The organism is Luteimonas sp. 22616 (assembly GCF_052044325.1).
Classification (GTDB): Bacteria; Pseudomonadota; Gammaproteobacteria; order Xanthomonadales; family Xanthomonadaceae; genus Luteimonas.
In genome coordinates, this window is record NZ_JBQEMW010000002.1 from 694614 (window position 1) to 715754 (window position 21141).

Sequence of the window (21141 nt, forward strand, 5' to 3'; positions counted from 1 at the left end):
CGGAGGTTCCGCGAATCACGGCTTCCGCAGCGCGGATTCGAGGTGCCAGCTCGCCCGCCACGACTTGTGGCCTAGTGTTCAGCTGCCGGACAGCCGCTACGATGGTGGAACAATCCCGCCATTCATGCCTGCACAGGAGTGCCCATGTCCCTTGCCAACCTCCGCCGTCCCCGCGCCGCCGTGCTCGGCCTCGCCCTGGCCACCGTCCTCGGGGGCAGCTTCGCGCCGGGCCTGGTGTTTGCCGATGCCGGCCGCACCGCCGCGGTCGACATTGCGTACGAGCAGTTCACCCTGCCCAACGGCCTGCGCGTGGTGGTGCACACCGACCGCAAGGCGCCGATCGTGGCGGTGAACATCTGGTACCACGTGGGCAGCAAGGACGAACCGGCCGGCCGCACCGGCTTCGCGCACCTGTTCGAGCACCTGATGTTCAACGGCTCGGAAAACCACCCGGGCGAGTTCTTCGACCCGTTCGAGCTGGCCGGCGCCACCGACATGAACGGCACCACCAACTCCGACCGCACCAACTACTTCGAGAACATCCCGACCACCGCGCTGGACATGGCGCTGTGGATGGAGTCCGACCGCATGGGCCACCTGCTCGGCGCGATCGACCAGAAGACCCTCGACGAGCAGCGCGGCGTGGTCCAGAACGAGAAGCGCCAGGGCGAGAACCAGCCCTATGGCCAGGTCTGGGAGAAGCTCGGCCGCGCGCTGTACCCGGCGGGCCACCCGTACCACCACAGCGTGATCGGCTCGATGAACGACTTGAACGCCGCCTCGCTCGAGGACGTCAAGAACTGGTTCCGCACCTGGTACGGCCCCAACAACGCGGTGCTGGTGCTGGCCGGCGACATCGACGTCGCCACGGCGAAGGAAAAGGTCGCGAAGTACTTCGGCGACATCCCGGCCACGCCGACCATGGCGCAGCCGCCGGTCGACGTCGCCAAGCGTCCCGCCGACACCCGCGAGGTGATGCAGGACAAGGTGCCGCAGACGCGCATCTACCGGGTCTGGAACGTGGCCCAGGTCGGCACCGCCGACATCGATCAACTGCAACTGCTCTCGCAGCTGCTCGGCGGCAGCAAGTCGTCGCGGCTGGACAAGCGCCTGCTGCACCAGGACAAGCTGGTCGACAGCGTCAGCTCCATGGTCGGTCCGTCGCAGCTGGGCTCCAACTTCATGGTCATCGCCACCGTCAAGCAGGGCGTGGACCCGGCGAAGGTCGAGGCGATCATCGACGAGGAGCTGAAGAAGCTCGTCACCGAAGGCCCCACCCCGGCCGAGCTGGAGCAGGCCAAGACCATGTTCCGCGCCGGCTTCATCCGTGGCATCGAGCGCATCGGCGGTTTCGGCGGCAAGGCCGACGCGCTGGCCTCGTGCGCGATCTATGAAGGCGACCCGGGCTGCTTCCGCGAAGAACTGGCCAACATCCAGGGCGCCAGCGCCGCCGACCTCAAGGCGGTTGGCGCCAAGTGGCTCGGCGTCGGCAGCCATACCCTGGTGGTAGAGCCGGGCGAGCGCACCGCGCTGGCCGAAGAGGCGACGGTCAAGCCGGCGCCGATGACGCTGCCGCCGGTCGATCCGAAGTACACCGTCGAACCGGGCACGGTCGACCGCAGCAAGGGCGTGCCGGTGCCGTCGAGCTTCCCGGACCTGAAGTTCCCCGAGCTGCAGCGCGCGACGCTCAAGAACGGCTCGAAGGTGATCCTGGCCGAGCGCCACGACATCCCCGTGGTGCAGATGAGCTACGAGTTCAAGGGCGGCTCGGCCAGCGACGGCAAGGCCACGCTCGGTGCGGCCAGCTTCGCCATGGGCATGCTCGACGAAGGCGCGGGCGACCTCGGCTCGCTGGCCTTCGGCGACCGCGCCGAATCGCTCGGCGCCAGCCTCGGCGCCGGGGCATCGCTGGACGGCAGCAACGCCTACCTGTCGGCGCTGAAGGAAAACCTCGACCCGTCGGTGGCGCTGTTCGCCACGATGCTGCGCCAGCCGCGCTTCGACCAGGCCGAGATCGACCGGGTCAAGGCCAGCTGGATCGCCGGCATCAAGCAGGAGAAGGCGCGCCCGAACGGCGCCGCCATGCGCGTGCTGCCGCCGCTGCTGTACGGCGAGGGCCACCCGTATGCGATTCCGTTCAGCGGCACCGGCACCGAGGCCTCGATCGCCGCGCTGGGCCGCGACAACCTGCTCGCCTACCAGCACGCCTGGCTGCGTCCGGAGAACGCGACGGTGATCGTGGTCGGCGACACCACGCTCAAGGACATCGTGCCGGTGCTCGACAAGCATTTCGGCGACTGGAAGGGCGAGGGCGCTGCGCCGCAGGCCGTGGCCGTGCCCGAGGTGGCACGCCCCGACAAGCCGCGCGTGTTCCTGATCGACCAGCCGGGCGCGGTGCAGGCCAACATCTTCACCGGCGAGGTGGTGCCGTCGACGATGGACCCGAAGGCGGTGGAGTTCGAGATCGCCAACGACGTGCTGGGCGGCCAGTTCTCGTCGCGCCTGAACATGAACCTGCGCGAGGACAAGCACTGGGCCTACGGCGCCTACAGCTTCGTGTCCGGCGCGATCGGGCAGCGGCCGTGGATGGCGTACGCGCCGGTGCAGATCGACAAGACCGTCGATTCGCTCAAGGAGATGCGCAACGAGATCGACGGTTATGTCGACGGCAGCAAGCCGGCCACGGCGGCCGAGGTGTCGAAGATCAAGGCCACCGAGATCCGGGGCCTGCCGGGTGCCTACGAAACCGCGCGTTCGGTGCTGTCGACCATTGGCGGCATCGTCCGCTACGACCGCCCGGACGACTACGTGTTCCAGCGCAAGGCCGAGGTCGAATCGCTGACCCCGGCCCAGGTGCAGGCCGCGGCCGGCACCATCGATCCGAAGGCGCTGACCTGGGTGGTGGTCGGTGACCTGGAGAAGATCGAACAGCCGGTGCGCGCGCTGGGCCTGGGCGAAGTCAGCATCGTCGACGCCGACGGCAAGCCGGTGGCGGATGCGCCGGCGGCCAAGGGCGAATAACAGGTTGTGTCCGGCTCCCTCCCCCTGCCATCGCAGGGGGAGGGGCAGCAACAGCTCGCGGCTGAAGCCGCTCCCGCAGGCGCGCACCGCTGCCGCAGCTTGCCGCATTCAGGGCGGGCCGCCCACAATGCCGTGTCCCCGCAACGCCCGGAGCCATTGATGCGCATCTTGCCGCTTGCCGTCCTTGCCACTGCCATCCTCGGCCTGTCCGGCTGCACCTGGGTGCACATGGCACCCGGGGCCTCTGCGGTGCGGGTGGCGTCGACCGCGCCGGCCAACTGCGAGAAGCGTGGCGAGATCAGCGTGTCGGTGGCCGACAAGGTGGCGCTGGTCTACGAACGCAACGACCTGCGGGTGCGCGAGGAGCTCGAAACCCTGGCCCGCAACGAGGCGCCGGGGATCGGCGCCGACACCATCAGCCCGCTGGCCCCGCCGGCAAACGGCGACCAGCAATTCGCGGCGTGGCGCTGCGGAAACTGACCGTTCCGCGCCCCGCTGTAGGGGCGTTGGGTGCGAGGGGGGCCGGGAGCCGGTAATATGAGTTCCCTTTTGTCCCGTTCCGGCGGCCAACCCATGCTTTTCCAACATGTTGCCATCGCCGGCCTCGCCCATATCGATGCGCCGCGCCGGCTTTCCAGCGACGAAATCAACGCGCGGCTGAAGCCCACCCTCGACCGCCTCGGCATCAAGACCGACGTGCTGCAGGACGTCGCCGGCATCCACGCCCGCCGCCTGTGGGATGGTCCGGTGCTCGCGTCCGACGCGGCGACGCTGGCCGGGGTCAAGGCGCTGGCCGATGCCGGCATCGACCCGGCCAAGGTCGGCCTGCTGGTCAACACCTCGGTCAGCCGCGACTACCTCGAGCCGTCCACCGCGTCGATCGTCAGCGGCAACCTCGGCCTCGGCGACGAGTGCCAGAACTTCGACGTCGCCAACGCCTGCCTCGCGTTCCTCAACGGCATGGACATCGCCAGCCGCATGATCGAGCGCGGCGAGATCGACTACGCGCTGGTGGTCGACGGCGAGACCGCCGACCTCGCCTACGAAAAGACCCTCGAGCGCATGACCCGCGCCGATTCCACCGAGGCCGACTTCCGCAACGAGCTGGCCACCCTGACGCTCGGCTCCGGTGCCGCGGCGATGGTGCTGGCGCGCGCCGAACTGGCGCCGGGCGCCCCGCGCTACCGCGGCGGCGTCACCCGCGCCGCCACGCAGTGGAACAAGCTGTGCCGCGGCAACCTCGACGGCATGGTCACCGACACCCGCACGCTGCTGATCGAAGGCGTGAAACTGGCACAGAAGACCTTCATCGCCGCGCGCCTCGCGCTGGGCTGGGTGGTGGAGGAACTCGACGAGTTCGTCATCCACCAGGTCAGCAAGGCGCACACCGCGGCCTTCACCAAGGCCATGGGCATCGACCCGAAGAAGGTCATGACCATCTTCGGCGAGCACGGCAACATCGGCCCGGCCTCGGTGCCGATCGTGCTGTCCAAGCTGCGCGAGCTCGGGCGCCTGAAGAAGGGCGACCGCATCGCCCTGCTCGGCATCGGCTCGGGCCTGAACTGCTCGATGGCCGAAGTGGTCTGGTAGGCCGCGCTGCCAGGATTCCCGCAAGGGCCGGTCATGCCGGCCCTTTTCATTCGTGCAGGTGCCGATGGACTTTCCCGACTATCCGTTCACGCCGCAGCGCTTCGAAGTGCGGCCCGGCATCGCGATGTCGTACCTCGACGAGGGTCCGCGCGATGGCGATGTCGTCGTCATGCTGCACGGCAACCCGTCGTGGAGCTACTACTGGCGGCACCTGGTGCTCGGCCTGCGCGGGCACGCCGCGGGCAAGCCGGCCGTTGGCAGGGGCTATCGCTGCATCGTGCCCGACCACGTCGGCATGGGCCTGTCCGACAAACCCGACGACGCGGCCGATGCCTCGCCGCGCTACGACTACACCCTGCAGTCGCGCGTCGACGACCTGGCCGCGCTTCTCGAACACCTCGGCATTACCGGCCCGGTGACGCTGGCGGTGCATGACTGGGGCGGGATGGTCGGCTTCGGCTGGGCGCTGTCGCATGCGGAACAGGTGAAGCGGCTGGTGATCACCAACACCGCCGCGTTCCCGCTGCCGGCGGCCAAGCCGATGCCCTGGCAGCTGTCGCTCGGGCGCGACTCGCGGATCGGCGGCTGGGCGATCCGCCGCTTCAACCTGTTCGCGCGCGGCGCGGCGTGGTTGGGCACGCAGCGCCGGCTGCCGGCCGGCGTGCGCCGCGCCTACACCGCACCCTACGACGGCTGGACCAACGCGATCAGCACCCTGCGCTTCATGCAGGACATCCCGCTGCGCGAAGGCGATGCCGCGTGGCCGCTGCTGGCCGAGGCCGGACGCCGGCTCCATGAGTTCGCCGACCACCCGGCCTTCATCGGCTGGGGCCTGCGCGACTTCGTGTTCGACCGCCACTTCCTCGCCGGCTTCCGCGACGCGCTGCCGAGCGCGCAGGTGATGGCCTTCGACGACGCCGGCCATTACGTCATGGAAGACCGCCACGAGACGCTGGTGCCGGCGATCCGGCGTTTCCTCGACGAGCACCCGATCACCGACTGAGGCACGCGCCATGGATTTCGCCGCATTGGACCGCACCCTGCGCGACAGCGCCCAGGACTTGACGCTGAGCGGCGAGGAGAAGACCGGGCTGCGCGAGCTCGGTCGGCAACTCGATGCCGACCGCATCCGCTACCTGCGCAACCGCGGTTTCGACATGGTGCGCGAGATGGTCTCCGCACGCCCGGCCGACACGCTCGACGCGCTGCGCTGGCTCGAGCAGGTGATCAAGACCCTCGAGGCGGCCAGCGAAACCGCCCCGGTCGTGTCCAGCGCCTGGTTCTCGCCCGGCGAAACCTGCCTGCGCAACCTGCGCGGTCTGATGCGTGCCGCGCGCACGGAACTGGCCATCTGCGTGTTCACCATCGCCGACGACCGCCTGGTCGACGAGATCGTCGCAGCGCACGAGCGCGGCGTGCGTGTGCGCGTGGTCAGCGACGACGACAAGCAGTACGACAGCGGCAGCGACATCGCCCGGCTGGTCGATCGCGGCGTGGCGGTGCGGCTGGATGCCGGCCCGAGCCACATGCACCACAAGTTCGCCCTGTTCGATGGCCGCCTGCTCGCCAATGGCAGCTTCAACTGGACGCGCAGCGCCACGGCCCGCAACGACGAAAACCTCGTCGTCACCGACGATGCCAACCTGGTGCGCTCGTTCGCGCAGCAGTTCGAGGTGTTGTGGCAGCGTTTTGCCTGAGCCTGGCCCGGGCGTCACGCGGCGATCTCACGCCGCGATCGGCGGCATGGCCGGCGGCGTGTTGCCGTTGTCGTCCGGCGTGCCGTCGTCGTTGGCTGCGCCGTCGCGCCACATCCAGTCGGCCGGCGTCAGCACCGGCAGGCCGTGCGCCAGGCGCGCGACATCGCACTGCGGGCTGTTCTGGCCGAATTCCCACGATGCCGGCACCGCGGCGCAGACGCTCGGCCGGACCGGATGGATGCTGCAGCGCGAGCGCAACCCGATTTCCGCGTCCAGCGCGATGCAGCGCGGCTGCGGCTGCGAGGTGCCACGCATCACCCGCTCGTGCCGGCGCAGCGGCTCGGTCAGTTCGATGGGAACCGTGCCGCCCAGCGCCGGGTCGGCCTCCGACCAGTGGAAGCTGACGCGAAAATGGGCGCAGCAGGCGCCACAGCTCAGGCACGGATGGGGCATGTGCGGCTCGCGTCGGATTGGGAGTGGCGTTGGGGGTGCGGCATTTTGCGGCTTCCGCAGCGGCGCGCAAGGGGTATTCGGCGGAACCGCGGTTCCGGCACCGGCCGGGGGCGCGACGACGGATTGGGCAGGTTGCCATGGCTGCTCGTTCTCCCCCTTCAAAGGGGAACGCAGGGAATGTGCCTGCACGTGGGCGCTGCCCGGCGCCAGGCAGGGCCGCCATCCTCCCCGCCGCCTGCACCGTCGCGCGGACAGGCAGCGATAATCCCCGGATGACTCCTGTCTGCAACATCGCCGCCGCGCTGCCGCGGCTCGCGGCCGAGCGCCCCGACCAGGTCGCGATCCGCTGCCCCGGCCGGCGGCTGAGAGCAGGCATGCCCCGCTACGACATCGCCGTGAGCTACGCGCAGCTCGACGCGCGCAGCGACGCGATCGCCGCCGGGCTCGCCCGCCGCGGCGTTACCCGGGGGACCCGCACCGTGGTCATGGTGCGGCCCACGCCCGAGTTCTTCCTGCTGATGTTCGCGCTGTTCAAGGCCGGCGCCGTGCCGGTGCTGGTGGATCCGGGCATCGACCGGCGCGCGCTGAAGCAGTGCCTGGGCGAGGCGCAGGCGGAAGCCTTCATCGGCGTCCCGCTGGCGATGGCGGCGCGCATGCTGCTGGGCTGGGCGAAGTCGGCACGCGTGCGCGTGACCACCGGCGCGCGGGCGTGGCTGGCCGACGCCACGCTGGAGCAGGTCGAACGCGACGGCGCCGATGCCGGGCCACAGTTGTGCAACACGCAACCGGACGATGTCGCCGCGATCCTGTTCACCAGCGGATCGACCGGCGTGCCCAAGGGCGTGGTGTACCGGCACCGGCATTTCGTCGCCCAAGTGGAGATGCTGCGTTCGGCGTTCGGCATGCAGGCCGGCGGCATCGACCTGCCGACCTTCCCGCCGTTCGCGCTGTTCGATCCCGCGCTCGGCCTGACCTCGATCATTCCCGACATGGACCCGACGCGGCCGGCCGCGGCCGATCCGGAGAAGCTGCTGTCGGCGATCGAGCGCTTCGGCGTGACCCAGCTGTTCGGTTCCCCGGCACTGATGCGCGTGCTGGCCGAGCACGGTGCGGCGCTGCCGACCGTGCGCTGCGCGACCTCGGCCGGCGCTCCGGTGCCGGCGGACGTGGTGGCGAAGATGCAGGCGCTGCTGCCCGACGACGCGCAGTTCTGGACGCCCTACGGCGCCACCGAATGCCTGCCGGTCGCCGCGATCGAGGGCCGCGAGCTGCTCACGTTGCGCGAGCGCACCGAGCAGGGCGCCGGTACCTGCGTCGGCCGGCCGGTGGCGCCGAACGAGGTGCGCATCATCCGCGTCAGCGACGAGGCGATCGAACACTGGTCGGACGAACTGCTGGTCAAGGGCAGCCAGGTCGGCGAGATCACCGTGGCCGGTCCGAGCGCCACCGACAGCTACTTCAACCGCGACGCACAGACGAAGCTGGCCAAGATCCGCGAGCGAGTCGACGCGGGGCACGAAGCCGGCGACGAGCTCATTTCCCGCCAGTGGGAGCTGGGTGAGGGCACGGGCGAGGCGAGCGAAAGCACCCGCATCGTCCATCGCATGGGCGACCTGGGCTACTTCGATGCGCACGGCCGGCTCTGGTTCTGCGGCCGCAAGTCGCAGCGCGTGGTCACCGCCCGCGGCACCCTGTGCACCGAGCAGGTCGAACCGGTGTTCAACACCCACCCCGAAGTGCGCCGCACCGCGCTGGTCGGCATCGGCGAACGCGGCGCGCAGCGCGCGGTGATGTGCGTCGAACTGCGCGACGGTGTTGCGCGCAGCCAGCAGCCGCGCATCGCCGACGAGCTGCGCCACCTCGGCGAAGGCTTCGTGCATACCGCGCAGGTCGAAGTGTTCCTGTTCCACCCGCGCTTCCCGGTCGACATCCGGCACAACGCCAAGATCGGACGCGAGAAACTCGCCGCGTGGGCGGCCAGACAACTGCGGAGGCGCGAATGAAGATCCTTGTCACCGGCGGCGGCGGTTTCCTCGGCCGCGCGCTGTGCCGCGGCCTGGTCCAGCGCGGCCATGAAGTCGTGAGTTTCAACCGCGGCCTGTACCCGGTGCTCGACACGCTCGGCGTCCGCCAGTTGCGCGGCGACCTTGCCGACCGCGACGCCGTGGTCGCCGCGGCGCAGGGCTGCGAGGCGATCTTCCACAACGCCGCCAAGGCCGGCGCCTGGGGCAGCTACGACAGCTACCATCGCGCCAACGTGATCGGCACCGACAACGTGCTGGCCGCGTGCCGCAGCCACGGCATCGACCGGCTGGTCTACACCTCCACGCCCAGCGTCACCCATCGCGCGACGCATCCGGTCGCCGGTGGCACTGCCGACACCGTGCCCTACGGCGAGGGATTCAAGGCCGCGTACGCCGCCACCAAGACGATCGCCGAAAAGGCCGTGCTGGCCGCCAACGACGCCAGCCTGGCGACGGTTGCGCTGCGTCCACGCCTGATCTGGGGGCCGGGCGACAACCAGCTGCTGCCGCGCCTGGTCGAGCGCGCGAAGGTGGGCCGCCTGCGCTTCGTCGGCGACGGCAACAACGTCATCGACACCACCTACATCGACAACGCCGCGCAGGCGCACTTCGATGCGTTCGAACATCTCGCCCCCGGCGCGGCCTGCGCCGGGCGTGCCTACTTCATCAGCAACGGCGAACCAAAGACGGTACGCGAGGTGGTCAACGGCCTGCTGCGCGCGGCCGGCGCGCCGGAGGTCGACAAGACGATTCCATTCGGCGTCGCCTATGCCGTCGGCGCCGCGTGCGAAGCGCTGTGGTCCGTGCTGCCGCTGCGCGGCGAGCCGCCGATGACGCGCTTCCTTGCCGAACAGCTGAGCACCACGCACTGGTATGACATGGCGCCTGCAGCGCGCGACTTCGGTTACCGGCCGCGGGTGTCGTTTCACGACGGGCTCACCCAGCTGAAGCGTTCATGCGAGCGCGCGGCTGCCATCACCCGCTGACGACCGCGTGCTGCGGAAGATGACCGCCAATCACAACGGTCATTCCGGAGCTTCGCATGCTGCACTACGCCATCGTTTTCTTCGTCATCGCCATCATTGCCGCCGTGCTCGGCTTCTCGGGCATCGCCGGCGCCGCCACCAACATCGCCTGGATCCTGTTCGTGGTGTTCCTGATCCTGGCGGTGGTGTCGCTGCTGCGCGGCAAGCGCGTCTGACGCTGCACGTTGCGATACCCGCGGGCCCGTCGCACGACGGGCCCGCTTTGGTTCTGCAGGAGCGGCTTGGGCCGAAGGCTCCCGGGTTTGCCCGGGCCCCATGAAGAGCTCGCGGCTGAAGCCGCTCCTGCAAGAGCTGCTGCCCCACGGGCCTGTACCGGCCCACGGCTACAATGGGCCATGACCGACGCTCCTTCCCCGACCTCGCCGCTGGACGCCCTCAAGCCCGCCGCCGGGCGGGTGCTGGAAGCCGCGCTCAATCGCGCCGTGGCGCTCGATCCCGACACCCGCGAGGCGCTGCGCGCGCTCGACGGCCGGCGGATCGAACTGGCCCTGCAATCGCCGCCACTGGCGCTGCAGCTGCGGGTGGACGGTGAGCGGCTCGTGGTCGGCCCGGTCGAGAAGGACAACGAGCCGGACCTGTCCGTGCGCAGCACGCTCGGTGCACTGCTCGGCCAGCTGCCCGCGCTGCTCGGTTCGCGCCGCGACGACGCGCCGCCGATCGGCGGCATGCGCATCTCCGGCGACGCCGATCTCGCGCGGCGCCTGCAGCGGCTGGCCGAACGCTTCGATCCCGACTGGCAGCAGCCGTTCGTCGCGGTGTTCGGCGACGTGGTCGGGGTGCAGGTGGCCAACGGATTCGCGGGCGCGCTGAAGCAGGCGCGCACGCTGGGCGGGGAGTTCGCCGGCAGCGCGGCCGAGTACGTAGTCGAGGAATCGCGCGACGTGGTCGGCCGCGATGAACTCGACGCCTTTTACGACGATGTCGACGCGCTGCGCGACGACTTCGAACGCCTGGCCGCACGCGTCGCGCGCGTCGGCGGGGCGCGTATCGACGGAGCGCGTATCGATGGAGCGAGGCGATGAAGGGCGCGCTGCGGGCGATGCGCATCGGCCGCGTGCTGGTGCGCCACCGCCTCGACGACCTGTTCGACGGCACCCCGGCGGAGCGCTGGCTCAAATTGATGCGGCCCTTCGTGCCGCGCGCGCCGCGCGAGCTGGCCGCGCAGTCGCGCGGGGCACGCCTGCGCCTGGCGCTGCAGGAGCTGGGGCCGATCTTCGTCAAGTTCGGCCAGATCCTGTCCACCCGCCGCGACCTGGTGCCGCCGGACGTGGCCGACGAGCTGTCGTTGCTGCAGGACCGCGTCGCACCGTTCGACGGCGACACCGCGCGCCGGATCATCGAACAGTCGCTGGGCCGCAACATCGATGAAGCCTACGCGGACTTCGACACCGTGCCACTGGCGTCCGCGTCCATCGCCCAGGTGCATGCCGCGACCCTGCGCGCGGACGGCGACGCACCGCAGCGCGAAGTCGTGGTCAAGGTGCTGCGCCCGGGCATCGAGCGCCAGATCGCGGCCGACATCGCGCTGCTGAAGAACGTCGCCGGCCTCGTCGACCGCACCCATCCGGCGGCCGACAAGATCCGCCCGCGCGAGATCGTGGCCGAGATCGAGAGCACGCTGGCGGCCGAGCTCGACCTGCAGCGCGAGGGCGCCAACGCCTCGGTGCTGCGGCGGTTCTGGGAAGGCTCCGACGACCTCTACGTGCCCGAGCCGATCTGGAGCCACAGCGCCGGCCGCGCGCTGACCATCGAACGCGTGCGCGGCATCCCCAGCGACGACATCGAAGCGCTCGACGCCGCCGGCATCGACCGCAAGGCGCTCGCCGCCAAGGGCGTGCGCGTGTTCTACACCCAGGTCTTCCGCGACAACTTCTTCCACGCCGACGCCCACGCCGGCAACATCTGGGTCGACAGCGACCCCGCGCGCAAGGCCAACCCGCGCTTCATCGCGCTGGATTTCGGGATCATGGGCCAGCTCTCCAGCGAGGACCAGTACTACCTCGCCGAGAACTTCATGGCGATCTTCAACCGCGATTACCGCCGCATCGCCGAACTGCACGTGCAGGCCGGCTGGATGCCGTCGCACATCCGCATCGACGAACTCGAGGCCGCCGCGCGCACCGTGTGCGAGCCGTACTTCACCCGCCCGCTCTCGCAGATCTCGCTGGCCGAGGTGCTGCTGAAACTGTTCCGCACCGCGCAGCGCTACGAACTGACCCTGCAGCCGCAGCTGATCCTGCTGCAGAAGACCCTGCTCAACATCGAGGGCGTCGGCCGCCAGCTCGACCCGCAGATCGACATCTGGGCAGTCGCGCGGCCGGTGCTCGAACGCATCCTGGTCGAACGCTACAGCCCGCAGCGGCTGATGGGCGAGTTCCGCAAGCGGCTGCCGGAACTGGTCACCCAGGCGCCCGACGTGCCGCGGCTGGTGCATGCCTGGTTGACCCAGCAGGTGCAGGGCAGGCACGAACTCGCGTTGCGGTCCAAGGACCTGGCCGAACTGGTGCACACCATCAAGGGCGTGCAGCGGCGCACGGTGTCGGCGATCCTGGGCAGCGGGCTGCTGATCGTCGCCGCCGTGCTGTACGCGCTTGAGGCTGGCGGCCCGCGGCTGCTGTCGGTGCCTGCCGCGGCGTGGATCGCTGGGATCGGCGGGCTGTGGGCGCTGGTCGCCGCATGGCCGCGGCGCTAGCTTTTGCCCCCTCCCCTGCGAAGGCAGGGGAGGGCTGGGGAGGGGTTGCGTCGGATCGCGCTGTACTCACCGAAAGGAATCGGTCTCATGGAAGAAATCTGGAAGCACGCCCGCGCCCTGCGCAACGAGGCAACCGACGCGGAACGACATCTCTGGCAGCATCTGCGCGGTCGCCGAATAGGCTGCAAGTTCCGCCGCCAGTACCCGATTGCCGGACATATCGCCGATTTCGCCTGCATCGAAGCAAAGCTCGTCATCGAACTCGATGGAGGCCAGCACCTGGAGCGTTCTGCGGAGGATGCCGCCCGCACGCGCAGGATGGAGGCCAATGGCTATCGCGTGCTTCGGTTCTGGAACGACGATGTGCTGGTGAGGGCGATGGATGTGCTTGATGAAATCCTGCGGCATCTTGGCTCGGTCAGATGATGTTTGATCCCACGCAACCCCACCCCAGCCCTCCCCTGCCTTCGCAGGGGAGGGGGCCAGAGCTTTCCGTCCTTTACCGCGACGAGTTCCTTGCCGTCGTCGACAAGCCCGCCGGGCTGATGGTCCATGACAGCAAGCTGGCGCGCGGCGAGACCGACTTTGCCGCGGATCGCCTGCGGGAGCAGTTCGACAAGCCGATCTTCCTCGTCCACCGCCTCGATCGAGCCACCAGCGGCTGCCTGCTGCTGGCGTTCGACCGCGACAGCGCCTCGACGCTGGGCAAGGCACTGATGTCGCGCGACGTGTCGAAGGACTACCTTGCGCTGTGCCGCGGCTGGCCGGCGGAGGCGGCGTTCGTGGTCGATCATCCGCTCGACGGCGGCCCCGGCAAGCCGGAGAAGAAGCCCGCGCTCACCCGCTTCGAGCGGCTGGCGACGATGGAGCTCGACGAACCGTCGGCAGGCTTTCCCACCTCGCGTTACGCGCTGTTGTGTGCGCGGCCTGAGACCGGGCGCTTCCGCCAGATCCGCCGCCACCTCAAGCATCTCTCGCACCACCTCATCGGCGACACCAGCCACGGCGACGGCCGCCACAACCGGATGTTCCGCATGCGCGGCATCCATCGCATGCTGCTGCACGCGCAGCTGCTGGCGTTCGCGCATCCGCAGGACGGCCGCCGGATCGTGGTCGAGGCGCCGGTCGACGCGCAGTTCGCGCGCGCCCTGTCGCTGTTCGGCGATGTCGCGAACTCGCAGGACGAACACCAAACGTCGTAGTTCGGGGCTACGCCCGCGACACCGCCAGGCAACATGGGCGCGATGTTCCGATGCCAGTGGACAGCAACCCATCGCTTCTTCCGTGAGTCCGTCGAGGCGCAGCCGGGAGAGCGTGTACAGCTCGAAGAAGCAGGATGTTGCGCAGCCACGCCATCCCGAATGCAGCGGGAGGCTTGCCTGATCGAGACAAGGATCAGCTCCTTCGCGACGGTCCGCGGGGAGCCAGGGCACGGGCCGTGCGCTACGGCTGCGCCTGGTCCAGCCCTTCGTCGAAGCTGCGCTGAAGACGCTGCACTGCCGGCATCAGTTGCCGGCCCATCTCGTCCATTGCGTCCTGTGCGGCGCGCACGCCCTGTTGCAGGCGCAGGTCCTGGCCCGTCGACACGTCGCCGGACGACAGCAGCCCGCCCAGCCAGCCGGATTGCCCCTCCGGCCCGGAGGATGCATAGGTGCGTCCCAGCCGGTCGCGTACGTCCGTGCGGCCGTAGGCCTGCCGATAGCGGTCGGGTACGAGCGGCGCGATGCGGTGCCACGACTGCCCCGAGAGCAGGCCGGCCCCGCGCGATGCCGGGCGCTGGGACGTACGCGGCGGCGGGGCCGCGAACACCGCGGCCGGGTCGCGGGCCTGCGTACCGTCCACGCGCGCCGGATCCTGCGGCGCCGCGAACGCGGTTCCACACGCCAATGCCAGCGCGGTGGTCGTGGAGAGGGCCGTCAACCCGGCCCGTGGCAGCCCGCATGCCTTCATCGCCAATCCTCCCTGATCGAACATCCATCATCGGCCGCATCGGCGGCCCGGGCAAACGCGTGGTGCGCGCACTTCACGCCCGAACCGTGCCGGGGTGCGCGCTTCGCGCATCGGCATCGCGGCGGCCGCCTACAATTGCCGGCGGAGGACCCCCATGACCCAGCCGGCGATCACCATCCCGGAACACGAAATCGTCGAGCGCTTCGTGCGCGCCGCGGGCCCCGGCGGGCAGAACGTCAACAAGGTGTCCACCGCGGTGGAGCTGCGTTTCGACATCGTCAACTCGCCGTCGCTGCCCGAGCCGGTGCGCGAGCGCCTGCTGGCCCGGCGCGACCGCCGCGTCACCGGCGACGGCGTGCTGGTGCTCAACGCGCAGCGCTTCCGCACCCAGGAGCGCAACCGCCAGGACGCGCGCGAGCGGCTGGCGCATTTCATCGAATCCGGCCTGCATGCGCCCAAGCCGCGGCTTGCGACCCGGCCCACGCGGGCGTCGAAGCAGCGCCGCCTCGACGCCAAGCGCGAACGCAGTAACATCAAGCGTGGCCGCGGCAGCGGCAGCCGCGACTGGGATTGACCGAAGGCGCAAGCCAGGGGAACGCATGACGCCAACGCACGACGACGTGGTCCTGCCACTGCCGCCGAACGCGCCGCGGGTGAAGCCCAGCCGCTTCGCGCGTTGGCTGGGGCGCACGATCCTGAAGCTCGGTGGCTGGCGCATGGTTGGCGCCCTGCCGGACATCCCGCGGCTGGTGCTGATCGGCGCGCCGCATTCGTCCAACTGGGACGGGCTCTGGGGGTTCGCCGCCAAGCTGGCGCTGGGCGTCGACATCCGCGTCCTGGGCAAGGACTCGCTGTTCCGGATCCCGGTGCTCGGCACCGTGCTCAAGCACCTGGGCGTGATCCCGGTGGACCGCAAGGCCGCGCAGGGCGTGGTCGAACAGGCCGCCGCGCTGATCCACGGCAGCGACCGCTTCTGGTACGGCCTGGCGCCCGAGGGCACGCGCAAGCGGGTGGAGCGCTGGAAGACCGGCTTCTGGAAGATCGCCAAGGCCGCCGACGTGCCGGTGCTGCGCATGTACTTCCACTATCCCGACCGCATCATCGGTTTCGGCCCGCTGTTCCACCTCACTGACGACATGGCCGCCGACATGGCCGCGATCCGCGAGTGGTACCGGCCGTGGATGGGCAAGAACCGCGGCACGGCCTGAGTGGCGTGTCGTCGAAGGCGCGCGCGCAGGCTGCGCCGTTTCGAATACGCGGGGCCGTTCAAAACCGCGCGAACCGGGCCGCCCCGGCTGACGCTTCGAGATTTCCCGTCGCGCCCGGAACGACGCGACCGGCTTGTCCGGATCTTCTTTAGCGCGCAGGTTCGGATTTGCCTGCAGCGGCGCCGGCCGCGCGCGCGCGGCGCGCACGCGGTTTCGCCGGCGTGGCGCCCGGCGACGTGATCCGCTTGGCCGCGGGCGGCGGCGCCGTCTCCTCGCCGTGCAGTGTCATCAGCGACTCCAGCAGCTGCTCGTCGGCGCTGGAACACACGCCAAGCAGCAGCGCTTCGTCGCAGCCTGCCGCGGCGGTGTAGGCATGGCCCATGTTCGAATCGATGTACACCGATTCGCCCGGCCCGAGCACGATCGGGTCGTAGAACTCGGTGTGTACCTCGACCTTGCCTTCGAGCACGTGGATGTACTCCTCGCCGGAGTGGCGGACCAGGTCGCCGAACTCGCGGATGCTTTTCGCGCGTACGCGCGTGAGCACCGGGATCATGCGCTTGCGGCGCAGTTCCGGGCACAGGTAGTAGTAGTCGTAGTTCGGGGTGTTGACGCGGATCGCGTCCTCGATCCGTCCGATGCTGCGGCGCGCGGTCACCGCCGGCTCGGCAGCCTCGTCCTGTTCGGCGAACAGCTCCGACATGCGGATGTTCAGTCGCTGGCTGAGCTGCAGCAGCTTGTCGTAGGTGAGTGTCAGGCGGTCGTGCTCGACTTTCGACAGCGTCGACAGCGGGATGCCGCAGCGATCGCTCATTTCCTTGAGCGTCCAGCCGTTGCGGGCGCGCAGCGCGCGCAGCAGGCCGCCGATGGTGGGGTGTTGCGGGGTCATTGCGTAGGGGCTCCTGCGGTGCTGCGCGCCGGGGGCGGCGCCGGGCGATCGGGCCCGTCGGGAACATTATCCGCGCCGTGGCCGTATTTGCCAGACGGGTTGACAATTCTCTAATCAGGATCATTATTGCGAAACAGAGCATTATTCCGGCAAGCCGTGGCGGCTGGATTTCCGCGCCTGCCGGTCCAACTGCCCACGGGCATGAAGGGGAGACATGTCGATGCGTGCGATCTGGATCGTTGCGGTTCTCTTGGGGTTCGCGTTGGAGTTCGCGCTGGCAGGCCCGGCATCGGCGCAGGTGCCCGAGCTGGCCCAGCCCCAGGCCACGGCCGTGCTGCAACCCGATGCCGTGCAGGCGCCGCCGCCCGCCGACGTCGGTCGGCCCGCGCTCACCCGCGCCGACCTGGAAGCATGGCTCGACGGCTACATGCCCTACGCCCTGCAGACCGGCGACATCGCCGGCGCCGTGGTCGTGGTGGTCAAAGACGGAGAGGTGCTGCTGCAGAAGGGCTACGGCTACGCCGACCTCGCCAAGCGCACGCCGGTGGATCCAGCGAAACACCTGTTCCGTCCGGGTTCGATCTCCAAGCTGTTCACCTGGACCGCGGTGATGCAGCTGGTCGAGCAGGGCAAGCTGGACCTGGACGCCGACCTCAACCAGTACATCGACTTCGAAATTCCGCCGCGCGACGGCAAGCCGGCCACGCTGCGCCAGGTCATGACCCACACCGCCGGCTTCGAGGAACAGATCCGCGGCCTGATCTCCAGCAACCCGGACGAAATCGTGCCGCTCGGCGAGGCGCTCAAGCGCTGGGTGCCAGAACGCATCCACGAACCCGGCACCACGCCGGCGTATTCCAACTACGCGACCGCGCTGGCCGGCTACATCATCGAGCGCGTGTCGGGCGAAACCTTCGACGACTACATCGACCGGCACATCTTCGCGCCGCTGGGCATGGCGCATTCCAGTTTTCGCCAGCCGCTGCCGGCCAGACTGCTGGCGGACATGTCCAAGGGCTACGAGCGCGCCTCGGACGGCAAGCCGCGCGACTACGAGTTCATCAGCCTGGCGCCTGCCGGCAGCCTCGCCGCCACCGGCACCGACATGGCGAAGTTCATGATCGCGCACCTGCAGGACGGCGCCTACGGCGACGCCCGCATCCTCCGCGAGGATACGGCCAGGCAGATGCACACCACCGGGCAGGCATCGGTGGGCCCGCTCAACAGGATGATGCTGGGTTTCTACGAGACCTCGCTCAACGGCCACCGCGCGATCTCGCATGGCGGCGACACGAGCTGGTTCCACAGCGACCTGCAGCTGTTCCTCGACGACGGCATCGGCCTGTACGTATCGATGAACAGCTCCGGCCGTGATGGTGCGCCGCTGGCGATCCGCGACAACCTCAGCGAAGGCTTCGCCGACCGCTACCTGCCCGGCCCGCCGGCGCCGAAGGCCGCCGTGTCCGCGGCCGACGCAAAACTGCATGCGCAGCAGGTCGCCGGCGCCTACGGCAGCAGCCGCCGCCCGGACAGCAACTTCATGTCGATCGTGAACATGCTCGGTTCGGTCAAGGTGTTCCCGAACGAGGACGGCACCATCAGCGTGTCGATGGCACTCGATGCGTCCGGAGCGCCGAAGAAGTGGCGCGAGATCTCGCCGTACGTGTGGCAGGACGTTGCCAGCGGCGATCGCCTGGCCGCCGACGTGACCGATGGCCAGGTCACGCGCTTCAGCATGGAGCCGTACGCGGCGATCATGGTGTTCCAGCGCCTGCCCTGGTGGAAATCGCCGGGCCTGGTATTGCCGCTGCTGGGGCTGAGCCTGCTGGCGTTGCTCGCGACCGTGCTCGCTTGGCCGCTGTCGGCCCTTGTCCGCCGCCATTACCGCGCGTCGTACATGCTCTCCGGCAGCGATGCGCGCGCGCACCGGATCGTCCGCATCGCCGCGCTCGCGGTGCTGGTGGTGACGGTCGCTGCGTTTGGCCTGGTGCTCTTCATGATGAGCGACCTCGAGCGGCTGGGCCCCGGCAGCGACATCCTGGTCAATACCATGCGCCTGTTCGCGCTGGTGGTGCTGCCGCTCGGCGCGCTGGCCGCGCTGTGGAGCTGCTGGCAAGTGCTGCGCAGCCGGCGCCGCCGCTGGGCGAAGGCATGGAGCATCGTGCTGGCGCTGGCCTGCCTGTTCCTGCTGTGGATCGGGATCTTGCACCACCTGCCCGGTTACGGCGCCTTCTACTGAGCCCCGCTTCCGACCGAATGCGGGCCGGCGTCACCTCGCCGGCCTGCATCCTCACCCTGCCGGGATGCCCGTGAGCCTGCACCTCGAACTGCACAACGAACCGCTGCCGCTGTCGGCACCGTTCCGCATCTCCGGCTACGTCTTCGACGCCATGCCGGCGACGATCGTGACCCTGCGCGACGGCGACCACGTCGGCCGCGGCGAAGCGGCCGGCGTGTACTACAACGACGACCGCCCCGACGGCATGCTCGCCACGCTCGAATCGCTGCGCCCGCGCATCGAAGCGGGCATCGACCGCGCCGCCGCCAATGCCCTGCTGCCGCCGGGCGGCGCGCGCAACGCGCTGGACTGCGCGCTGTGGGAACTCGATGCCAGGCGCAGCGGCGTGCCGGTGTGGAAGCTGGCGGGGCTCGATGGCGTGCGGCCGCTGCTGACCACCTTCACCGTCGGCGCCGACGCCCCGGACGTGATGGCGCAACGCGCGGCGGCCTACGTGGGTGCACGCGCGCTGAAGCTCAAGCTCACCGGCGAAGCAGGACTCGACACGCAGCGCGTGCGCGCGGTGCGCCGGCGCTGCCCGGGCGCGTGGATCGGCGTCGACGCCAACCAGGGTTATGACGCCGACACCCTGCCGGCGTTGCTGCCGGTGCTGGTCGAGGCGGGCGTGTCGCTGCTCGAGCAGCCGTGCCGGCGCGGGCACGAGGCCGATCTCGACGGCATCGAACGCTTGCTGCCGTTCGCCGCCGACGAAAGCATCCTCGACCTGGCCGAACTCGAGGCGCGACACACGCGCTTCGACGTCATCAACATCAAGCTCGACAAGTGCGGCGGCCTCAGCGAAGGCCTGCGCATGGCACGGCGCGCGCGCGAGCTGGGCAAGCAGGTCATGGTCGGCAACATGGCCGGCTCCAGCCTGGCGATGGCACCGGCGTTCGTGCTCGGCCAGTTCTGCGACGTAGTCGACCTCGACGGGCCGGTGTTCCTGAAGCAGGACCGCACGCCGGGCGTCCGCTACGAGGACGGCTACATTTCCTGCGGCGACGAAGTCTGGGGGCCGGGGGCCGCCTGATGGGCGCGGTGGCCGACAAGACCTGGTTTGGCCAGCCGCGCGGGCTGACGATCCTGTTCCTGACCCAGATGTGGGAGCTGTTCTCCTACTACGGCATGCGCACGCTGCTGGTCTATTACATGACCAAGCAGCTGCTGTTCGCGCAGGACAAGGCGTCCTTCATCTACGGCACCTACACCGCGATGGCGTACTTCACGCCGATCCTCGGCGGCGCCATCGCCGACCGCTGGCTGGGCAAGCGCAACGCGGTGGTGATTGGCGGCAGCATCATGGCCATCGGCCACTTCGTGATGGCGTTCGAGCCGATGTTCTACGTCGCGCTGGCGACGATCGCGCTCGGCAACGGCCTGTTCCTGCCGAGCCTGCCGAGCCAGATCAACGATCTCTACGCCGCCGACGATCCGCGCCGCGGACGCGCCTACAACGTCTACTACGTGGGCCTGAACGTCGGCGGCCTGCTCGCGCCGCTGGTCTGCGGCACGCTCGGTGAGCTCTACGGCTGGCACTACGGCTTCGGCGCGGCGGGCGTCGGCATGTTCCTGGGGCTGGTGATCTACCTTGCGGGCCGGCGCTACCTGCCGCCGGAGCCGCCGCGCGTGGTGCAGGCGGTCGCAACCGCGCCCGAAGCGCGCCGCAGCCATCGCAGGCTCTGGTGGATGCTGCTCGGCGTAGGTATCGCGGCCACCATCTTCCGCGGCGCCTACGAGCAGATCGGCAACACCCTGCCGCTGTGGATCGACACCGGCGTGGACCGCGCGTGGCTCGGCTTCACCATCCCGATGACCTGGTTCCAGTCGCTCAACCCGCTGCTGGTGATCTCGATGACGCCTCTGCTGCTGATGGCGTGGCGGCGTCGCGCCGACGCCGGTCGCGAGACCTCGCCGGCCATGCGCATGGCGATCGGCGCGCTGGTGGTCGCGGCGGCCTACGTGCTGCTGGCCGCGGTGACCGCGATCGCCGGCGAGACGCGCGTCGACTGGATCTGGGTGGTCGTGTTCTTCGTGGTCCTGACCTTTGGCGAGCTCTACATCCTGCCCACCGGCCTGGGCCTGTTCGCGAAACTCGCCCCACCGCGCCTGGGCGCGACCACGGTCGCGTCCTGGTTCCTCGCGATCTTCAGCGGCAGCCTGCTGGCCGGCGTGGTCGGCACGCTGTGGTCGAAGGCGAGCCATCCGGCCTTCTTCCTGTTGCTTGCGGGATTCGCCGTCGCCGCGGCCGCGCTGCTGTGGCGGCTGGACCGGCCGATCCGCTCACTGCCATGAA

At 69.7% G+C, this 21141-nt stretch carries 20 protein-coding genes; 17 read left to right on the forward strand and 3 right to left on the reverse strand.

The features are described from left to right. The first annotated feature begins 144 nt into the window (after window positions 1-144). The 5 genes from ACTJIL_RS15525 (at window position 145) to ACTJIL_RS15545 (ending at window position 6308) form a co-directional block, all read left to right on the forward strand. Window positions 145-3021 (forward strand): M16 family metallopeptidase, encoded by a 2877-nt coding sequence (locus ACTJIL_RS15525; RefSeq protein ID WP_440756510.1) that lies wholly within the window; start codon window positions 145-147, stop codon window positions 3019-3021. A gap of 159 nt (window positions 3022-3180) precedes the next feature. Further along, window positions 3181-3501, forward strand: a complete 321-nt coding sequence (locus ACTJIL_RS15530) for a DUF4156 domain-containing protein (RefSeq protein WP_440756511.1) — start codon at window positions 3181-3183, stop codon at window positions 3499-3501. A gap of 93 nt (window positions 3502-3594) precedes the next feature. After that, entirely contained in the window at window positions 3595-4611 is a 1017-nt protein-coding gene (locus ACTJIL_RS15535; RefSeq protein WP_440756512.1) for a 3-oxoacyl-ACP synthase III, read from the forward strand. A 64-nt stretch (window positions 4612-4675) separates the two neighbouring features. After that, window positions 4676-5614 (forward strand): alpha/beta fold hydrolase, encoded by a 939-nt coding sequence (locus tag ACTJIL_RS15540; protein WP_440756513.1) that lies wholly within the window; start codon window positions 4676-4678, stop codon window positions 5612-5614. A 10-nt stretch (window positions 5615-5624) separates the two neighbouring features. After that, complete coding sequence (locus tag ACTJIL_RS15545) at window positions 5625-6308, forward strand: phospholipase D-like domain-containing protein (RefSeq protein WP_440756514.1); 684 nt, start codon at window positions 5625-5627, stop codon at window positions 6306-6308. 27 nt (window positions 6309-6335) lie between these two features. Here the strand turns inward: ACTJIL_RS15545 and ACTJIL_RS15550 are convergent, their stop codons facing one another. Then, a complete protein-coding gene (locus ACTJIL_RS15550; protein ID WP_440756515.1) occupies window positions 6336-6761 on the reverse strand; it encodes a YkgJ family cysteine cluster protein in 426 nt (141 codons plus the stop codon). A 272-nt stretch (window positions 6762-7033) separates the two neighbouring features. Here ACTJIL_RS15550 and ACTJIL_RS15555 point away from each other — a divergent pair, with 272 nt between their 5' ends. The 7 genes from ACTJIL_RS15555 (at window position 7034) to ACTJIL_RS15585 (ending at window position 13725) form a co-directional block, all read left to right on the forward strand. Further along, window positions 7034-8764 carry a fatty acid CoA ligase family protein gene (locus ACTJIL_RS15555; RefSeq protein WP_440756516.1) on the forward strand — a complete coding sequence of 577 codons (1731 nt, stop codon included), beginning with the start codon at window positions 7034-7036 and terminating at the stop codon, window positions 8762-8764. Further along, on the forward strand, window positions 8761-9771 hold the full coding sequence (oleD, locus tag ACTJIL_RS15560) for a 2-alkyl-3-oxoalkanoate reductase (protein ID WP_440756517.1): 1011 nt from the start codon (window positions 8761-8763) through the stop codon (window positions 9769-9771). Before ACTJIL_RS15555 ends, oleD begins: the two co-directional genes overlap by 4 nt. Before the next feature lie 56 nt (window positions 9772-9827). Beyond that, window positions 9828-9986, forward strand: a complete 159-nt coding sequence (locus tag ACTJIL_RS15565) for a DUF1328 domain-containing protein (RefSeq protein ID WP_386709776.1) — start codon at window positions 9828-9830, stop codon at window positions 9984-9986. Between the two features lie 180 nt (window positions 9987-10166). Beyond that, complete coding sequence (locus ACTJIL_RS15570; RefSeq protein WP_440756518.1) at window positions 10167-10853, forward strand: ubiquinone biosynthesis accessory factor UbiJ; 687 nt, start codon at window positions 10167-10169, stop codon at window positions 10851-10853. Further along, complete coding sequence (ubiB, locus tag ACTJIL_RS15575; RefSeq protein ID WP_440756519.1) at window positions 10850-12523, forward strand: ubiquinone biosynthesis regulatory protein kinase UbiB; 1674 nt, start codon at window positions 10850-10852, stop codon at window positions 12521-12523. The genes ACTJIL_RS15570 and ubiB overlap by 4 nt, the downstream gene beginning before the upstream one ends. A gap of 87 nt (window positions 12524-12610) precedes the next feature. Further along, window positions 12611-12949 carry an endonuclease domain-containing protein gene (locus ACTJIL_RS15580; protein ID WP_440756520.1) on the forward strand — a complete coding sequence of 113 codons (339 nt, stop codon included), beginning with the start codon at window positions 12611-12613 and terminating at the stop codon, window positions 12947-12949. A gap of 35 nt (window positions 12950-12984) precedes the next feature. Further along, window positions 12985-13725, forward strand: a complete 741-nt coding sequence (locus tag ACTJIL_RS15585; RefSeq protein ID WP_440756645.1) for a pseudouridine synthase — start codon at window positions 12985-12987, stop codon at window positions 13723-13725. Between the two features lie 241 nt (window positions 13726-13966). Here the strand turns inward: ACTJIL_RS15585 and ACTJIL_RS15590 are convergent, their stop codons facing one another. Further along, a complete protein-coding gene (locus ACTJIL_RS15590; RefSeq protein ID WP_440756521.1) occupies window positions 13967-14473 on the reverse strand; it encodes a hypothetical protein in 507 nt (168 codons plus the stop codon). Window positions 14474-14627: 154 nt separating this feature from the next. Here ACTJIL_RS15590 and arfB point away from each other — a divergent pair, with 154 nt between their 5' ends. Both arfB and ACTJIL_RS15600 read left to right on the forward strand, forming a co-directional pair. Beyond that, complete coding sequence (arfB, locus tag ACTJIL_RS15595; RefSeq protein WP_440756522.1) at window positions 14628-15047, forward strand: alternative ribosome rescue aminoacyl-tRNA hydrolase ArfB; 420 nt, start codon at window positions 14628-14630, stop codon at window positions 15045-15047. 25 nt (window positions 15048-15072) lie between these two features. Further along, window positions 15073-15681, forward strand: coding sequence for a lysophospholipid acyltransferase family protein (locus ACTJIL_RS15600; protein ID WP_440756523.1), 609 nt, complete (start codon window positions 15073-15075; stop codon window positions 15679-15681). Between the two features lie 148 nt (window positions 15682-15829). Here ACTJIL_RS15600 and ACTJIL_RS15605 read toward each other — a convergent pair whose 3' ends face one another. Beyond that, entirely contained in the window at window positions 15830-16570 is a 741-nt protein-coding gene (locus ACTJIL_RS15605; protein ID WP_440756524.1) for a helix-turn-helix domain-containing protein, read from the reverse strand. Window positions 16571-16790: 220 nt separating this feature from the next. Here ACTJIL_RS15605 and ACTJIL_RS15610 point away from each other — a divergent pair, with 220 nt between their 5' ends. The 3 genes from ACTJIL_RS15610 to ACTJIL_RS15620 all read left to right on the forward strand — a co-directional run bounded on the left by ACTJIL_RS15610 (window position 16791) and on the right by ACTJIL_RS15620 (window position 21140). Then, window positions 16791-18809: a serine hydrolase domain-containing protein gene (locus ACTJIL_RS15610; RefSeq protein ID WP_440756525.1), complete on the forward strand. Its 2019-nt coding sequence runs from the start codon at window positions 16791-16793 to the stop codon at window positions 18807-18809. 64 nt (window positions 18810-18873) lie between these two features. Further along, on the forward strand, window positions 18874-19878 hold the full coding sequence (locus ACTJIL_RS15615) for a dipeptide epimerase (RefSeq protein ID WP_440756526.1): 1005 nt from the start codon (window positions 18874-18876) through the stop codon (window positions 19876-19878). Beyond that, window positions 19878-21140: a peptide MFS transporter gene (locus ACTJIL_RS15620; protein ID WP_440756527.1), complete on the forward strand. Its 1263-nt coding sequence runs from the start codon at window positions 19878-19880 to the stop codon at window positions 21138-21140. The genes ACTJIL_RS15615 and ACTJIL_RS15620 overlap by 1 nt, the downstream gene beginning before the upstream one ends. Window position 21141 lies beyond the last annotated feature (1 nt).

Bases quoted from the DNA above. Each gene is read 5' to 3' on its own strand.
- ACTJIL_RS15525 (WP_440756510.1), top strand. From the start codon at position 145: ATGTCCCTTGCCAACCTCCGCCGTCCCCGCGCCGCCGTGCTCGGCCTC.
- ACTJIL_RS15530 (WP_440756511.1), top strand. From the start codon at position 3,181: ATGCGCATCTTGCCGCTTGCCGTCCTTGCCACTGCCATCCTCGGCCTG.
- ACTJIL_RS15535 (WP_440756512.1), top strand. From the start codon at position 3,595: ATGCTTTTCCAACATGTTGCCATCGCCGGCCTCGCCCATATCGATGCG.
- ACTJIL_RS15540 (WP_440756513.1), top strand. From the start codon at position 4,676: ATGGACTTTCCCGACTATCCGTTCACGCCGCAGCGCTTCGAAGTGCGG.
- ACTJIL_RS15545 (WP_440756514.1), top strand. From the start codon at position 5,625: ATGGATTTCGCCGCATTGGACCGCACCCTGCGCGACAGCGCCCAGGAC.
- ACTJIL_RS15550 (WP_440756515.1), bottom strand. From the start codon at position 6,761: ATGCCCCATCCGTGCCTGAGCTGTGGCGCCTGCTGCGCCCATTTTCGC.
- ACTJIL_RS15555 (WP_440756516.1), top strand. From the start codon at position 7,034: ATGACTCCTGTCTGCAACATCGCCGCCGCGCTGCCGCGGCTCGCGGCC.
- oleD (WP_440756517.1), top strand. From the start codon at position 8,761: ATGAAGATCCTTGTCACCGGCGGCGGCGGTTTCCTCGGCCGCGCGCTG.
- ACTJIL_RS15565 (WP_386709776.1), top strand. From the start codon at position 9,828: ATGCTGCACTACGCCATCGTTTTCTTCGTCATCGCCATCATTGCCGCC.
- ACTJIL_RS15570 (WP_440756518.1), top strand. From the start codon at position 10,167: ATGACCGACGCTCCTTCCCCGACCTCGCCGCTGGACGCCCTCAAGCCC.
- ubiB (WP_440756519.1), top strand. From the start codon at position 10,850: ATGAAGGGCGCGCTGCGGGCGATGCGCATCGGCCGCGTGCTGGTGCGC.
- ACTJIL_RS15580 (WP_440756520.1), top strand. From the start codon at position 12,611: ATGGAAGAAATCTGGAAGCACGCCCGCGCCCTGCGCAACGAGGCAACC.
- ACTJIL_RS15590 (WP_440756521.1), bottom strand. From the start codon at position 14,473: ATGAAGGCATGCGGGCTGCCACGGGCCGGGTTGACGGCCCTCTCCACG.
- arfB (WP_440756522.1), top strand. From the start codon at position 14,628: ATGACCCAGCCGGCGATCACCATCCCGGAACACGAAATCGTCGAGCGC.
- ACTJIL_RS15600 (WP_440756523.1), top strand. From the start codon at position 15,073: ATGACGCCAACGCACGACGACGTGGTCCTGCCACTGCCGCCGAACGCG.
- ACTJIL_RS15605 (WP_440756524.1), bottom strand. From the start codon at position 16,570: ATGACCCCGCAACACCCCACCATCGGCGGCCTGCTGCGCGCGCTGCGC.
- ACTJIL_RS15610 (WP_440756525.1), top strand. From the start codon at position 16,791: ATGCGTGCGATCTGGATCGTTGCGGTTCTCTTGGGGTTCGCGTTGGAG.
- ACTJIL_RS15615 (WP_440756526.1), top strand. From the start codon at position 18,874: ATGCCCGTGAGCCTGCACCTCGAACTGCACAACGAACCGCTGCCGCTG.
- ACTJIL_RS15620 (WP_440756527.1), top strand. From the start codon at position 19,878: ATGGGCGCGGTGGCCGACAAGACCTGGTTTGGCCAGCCGCGCGGGCTG.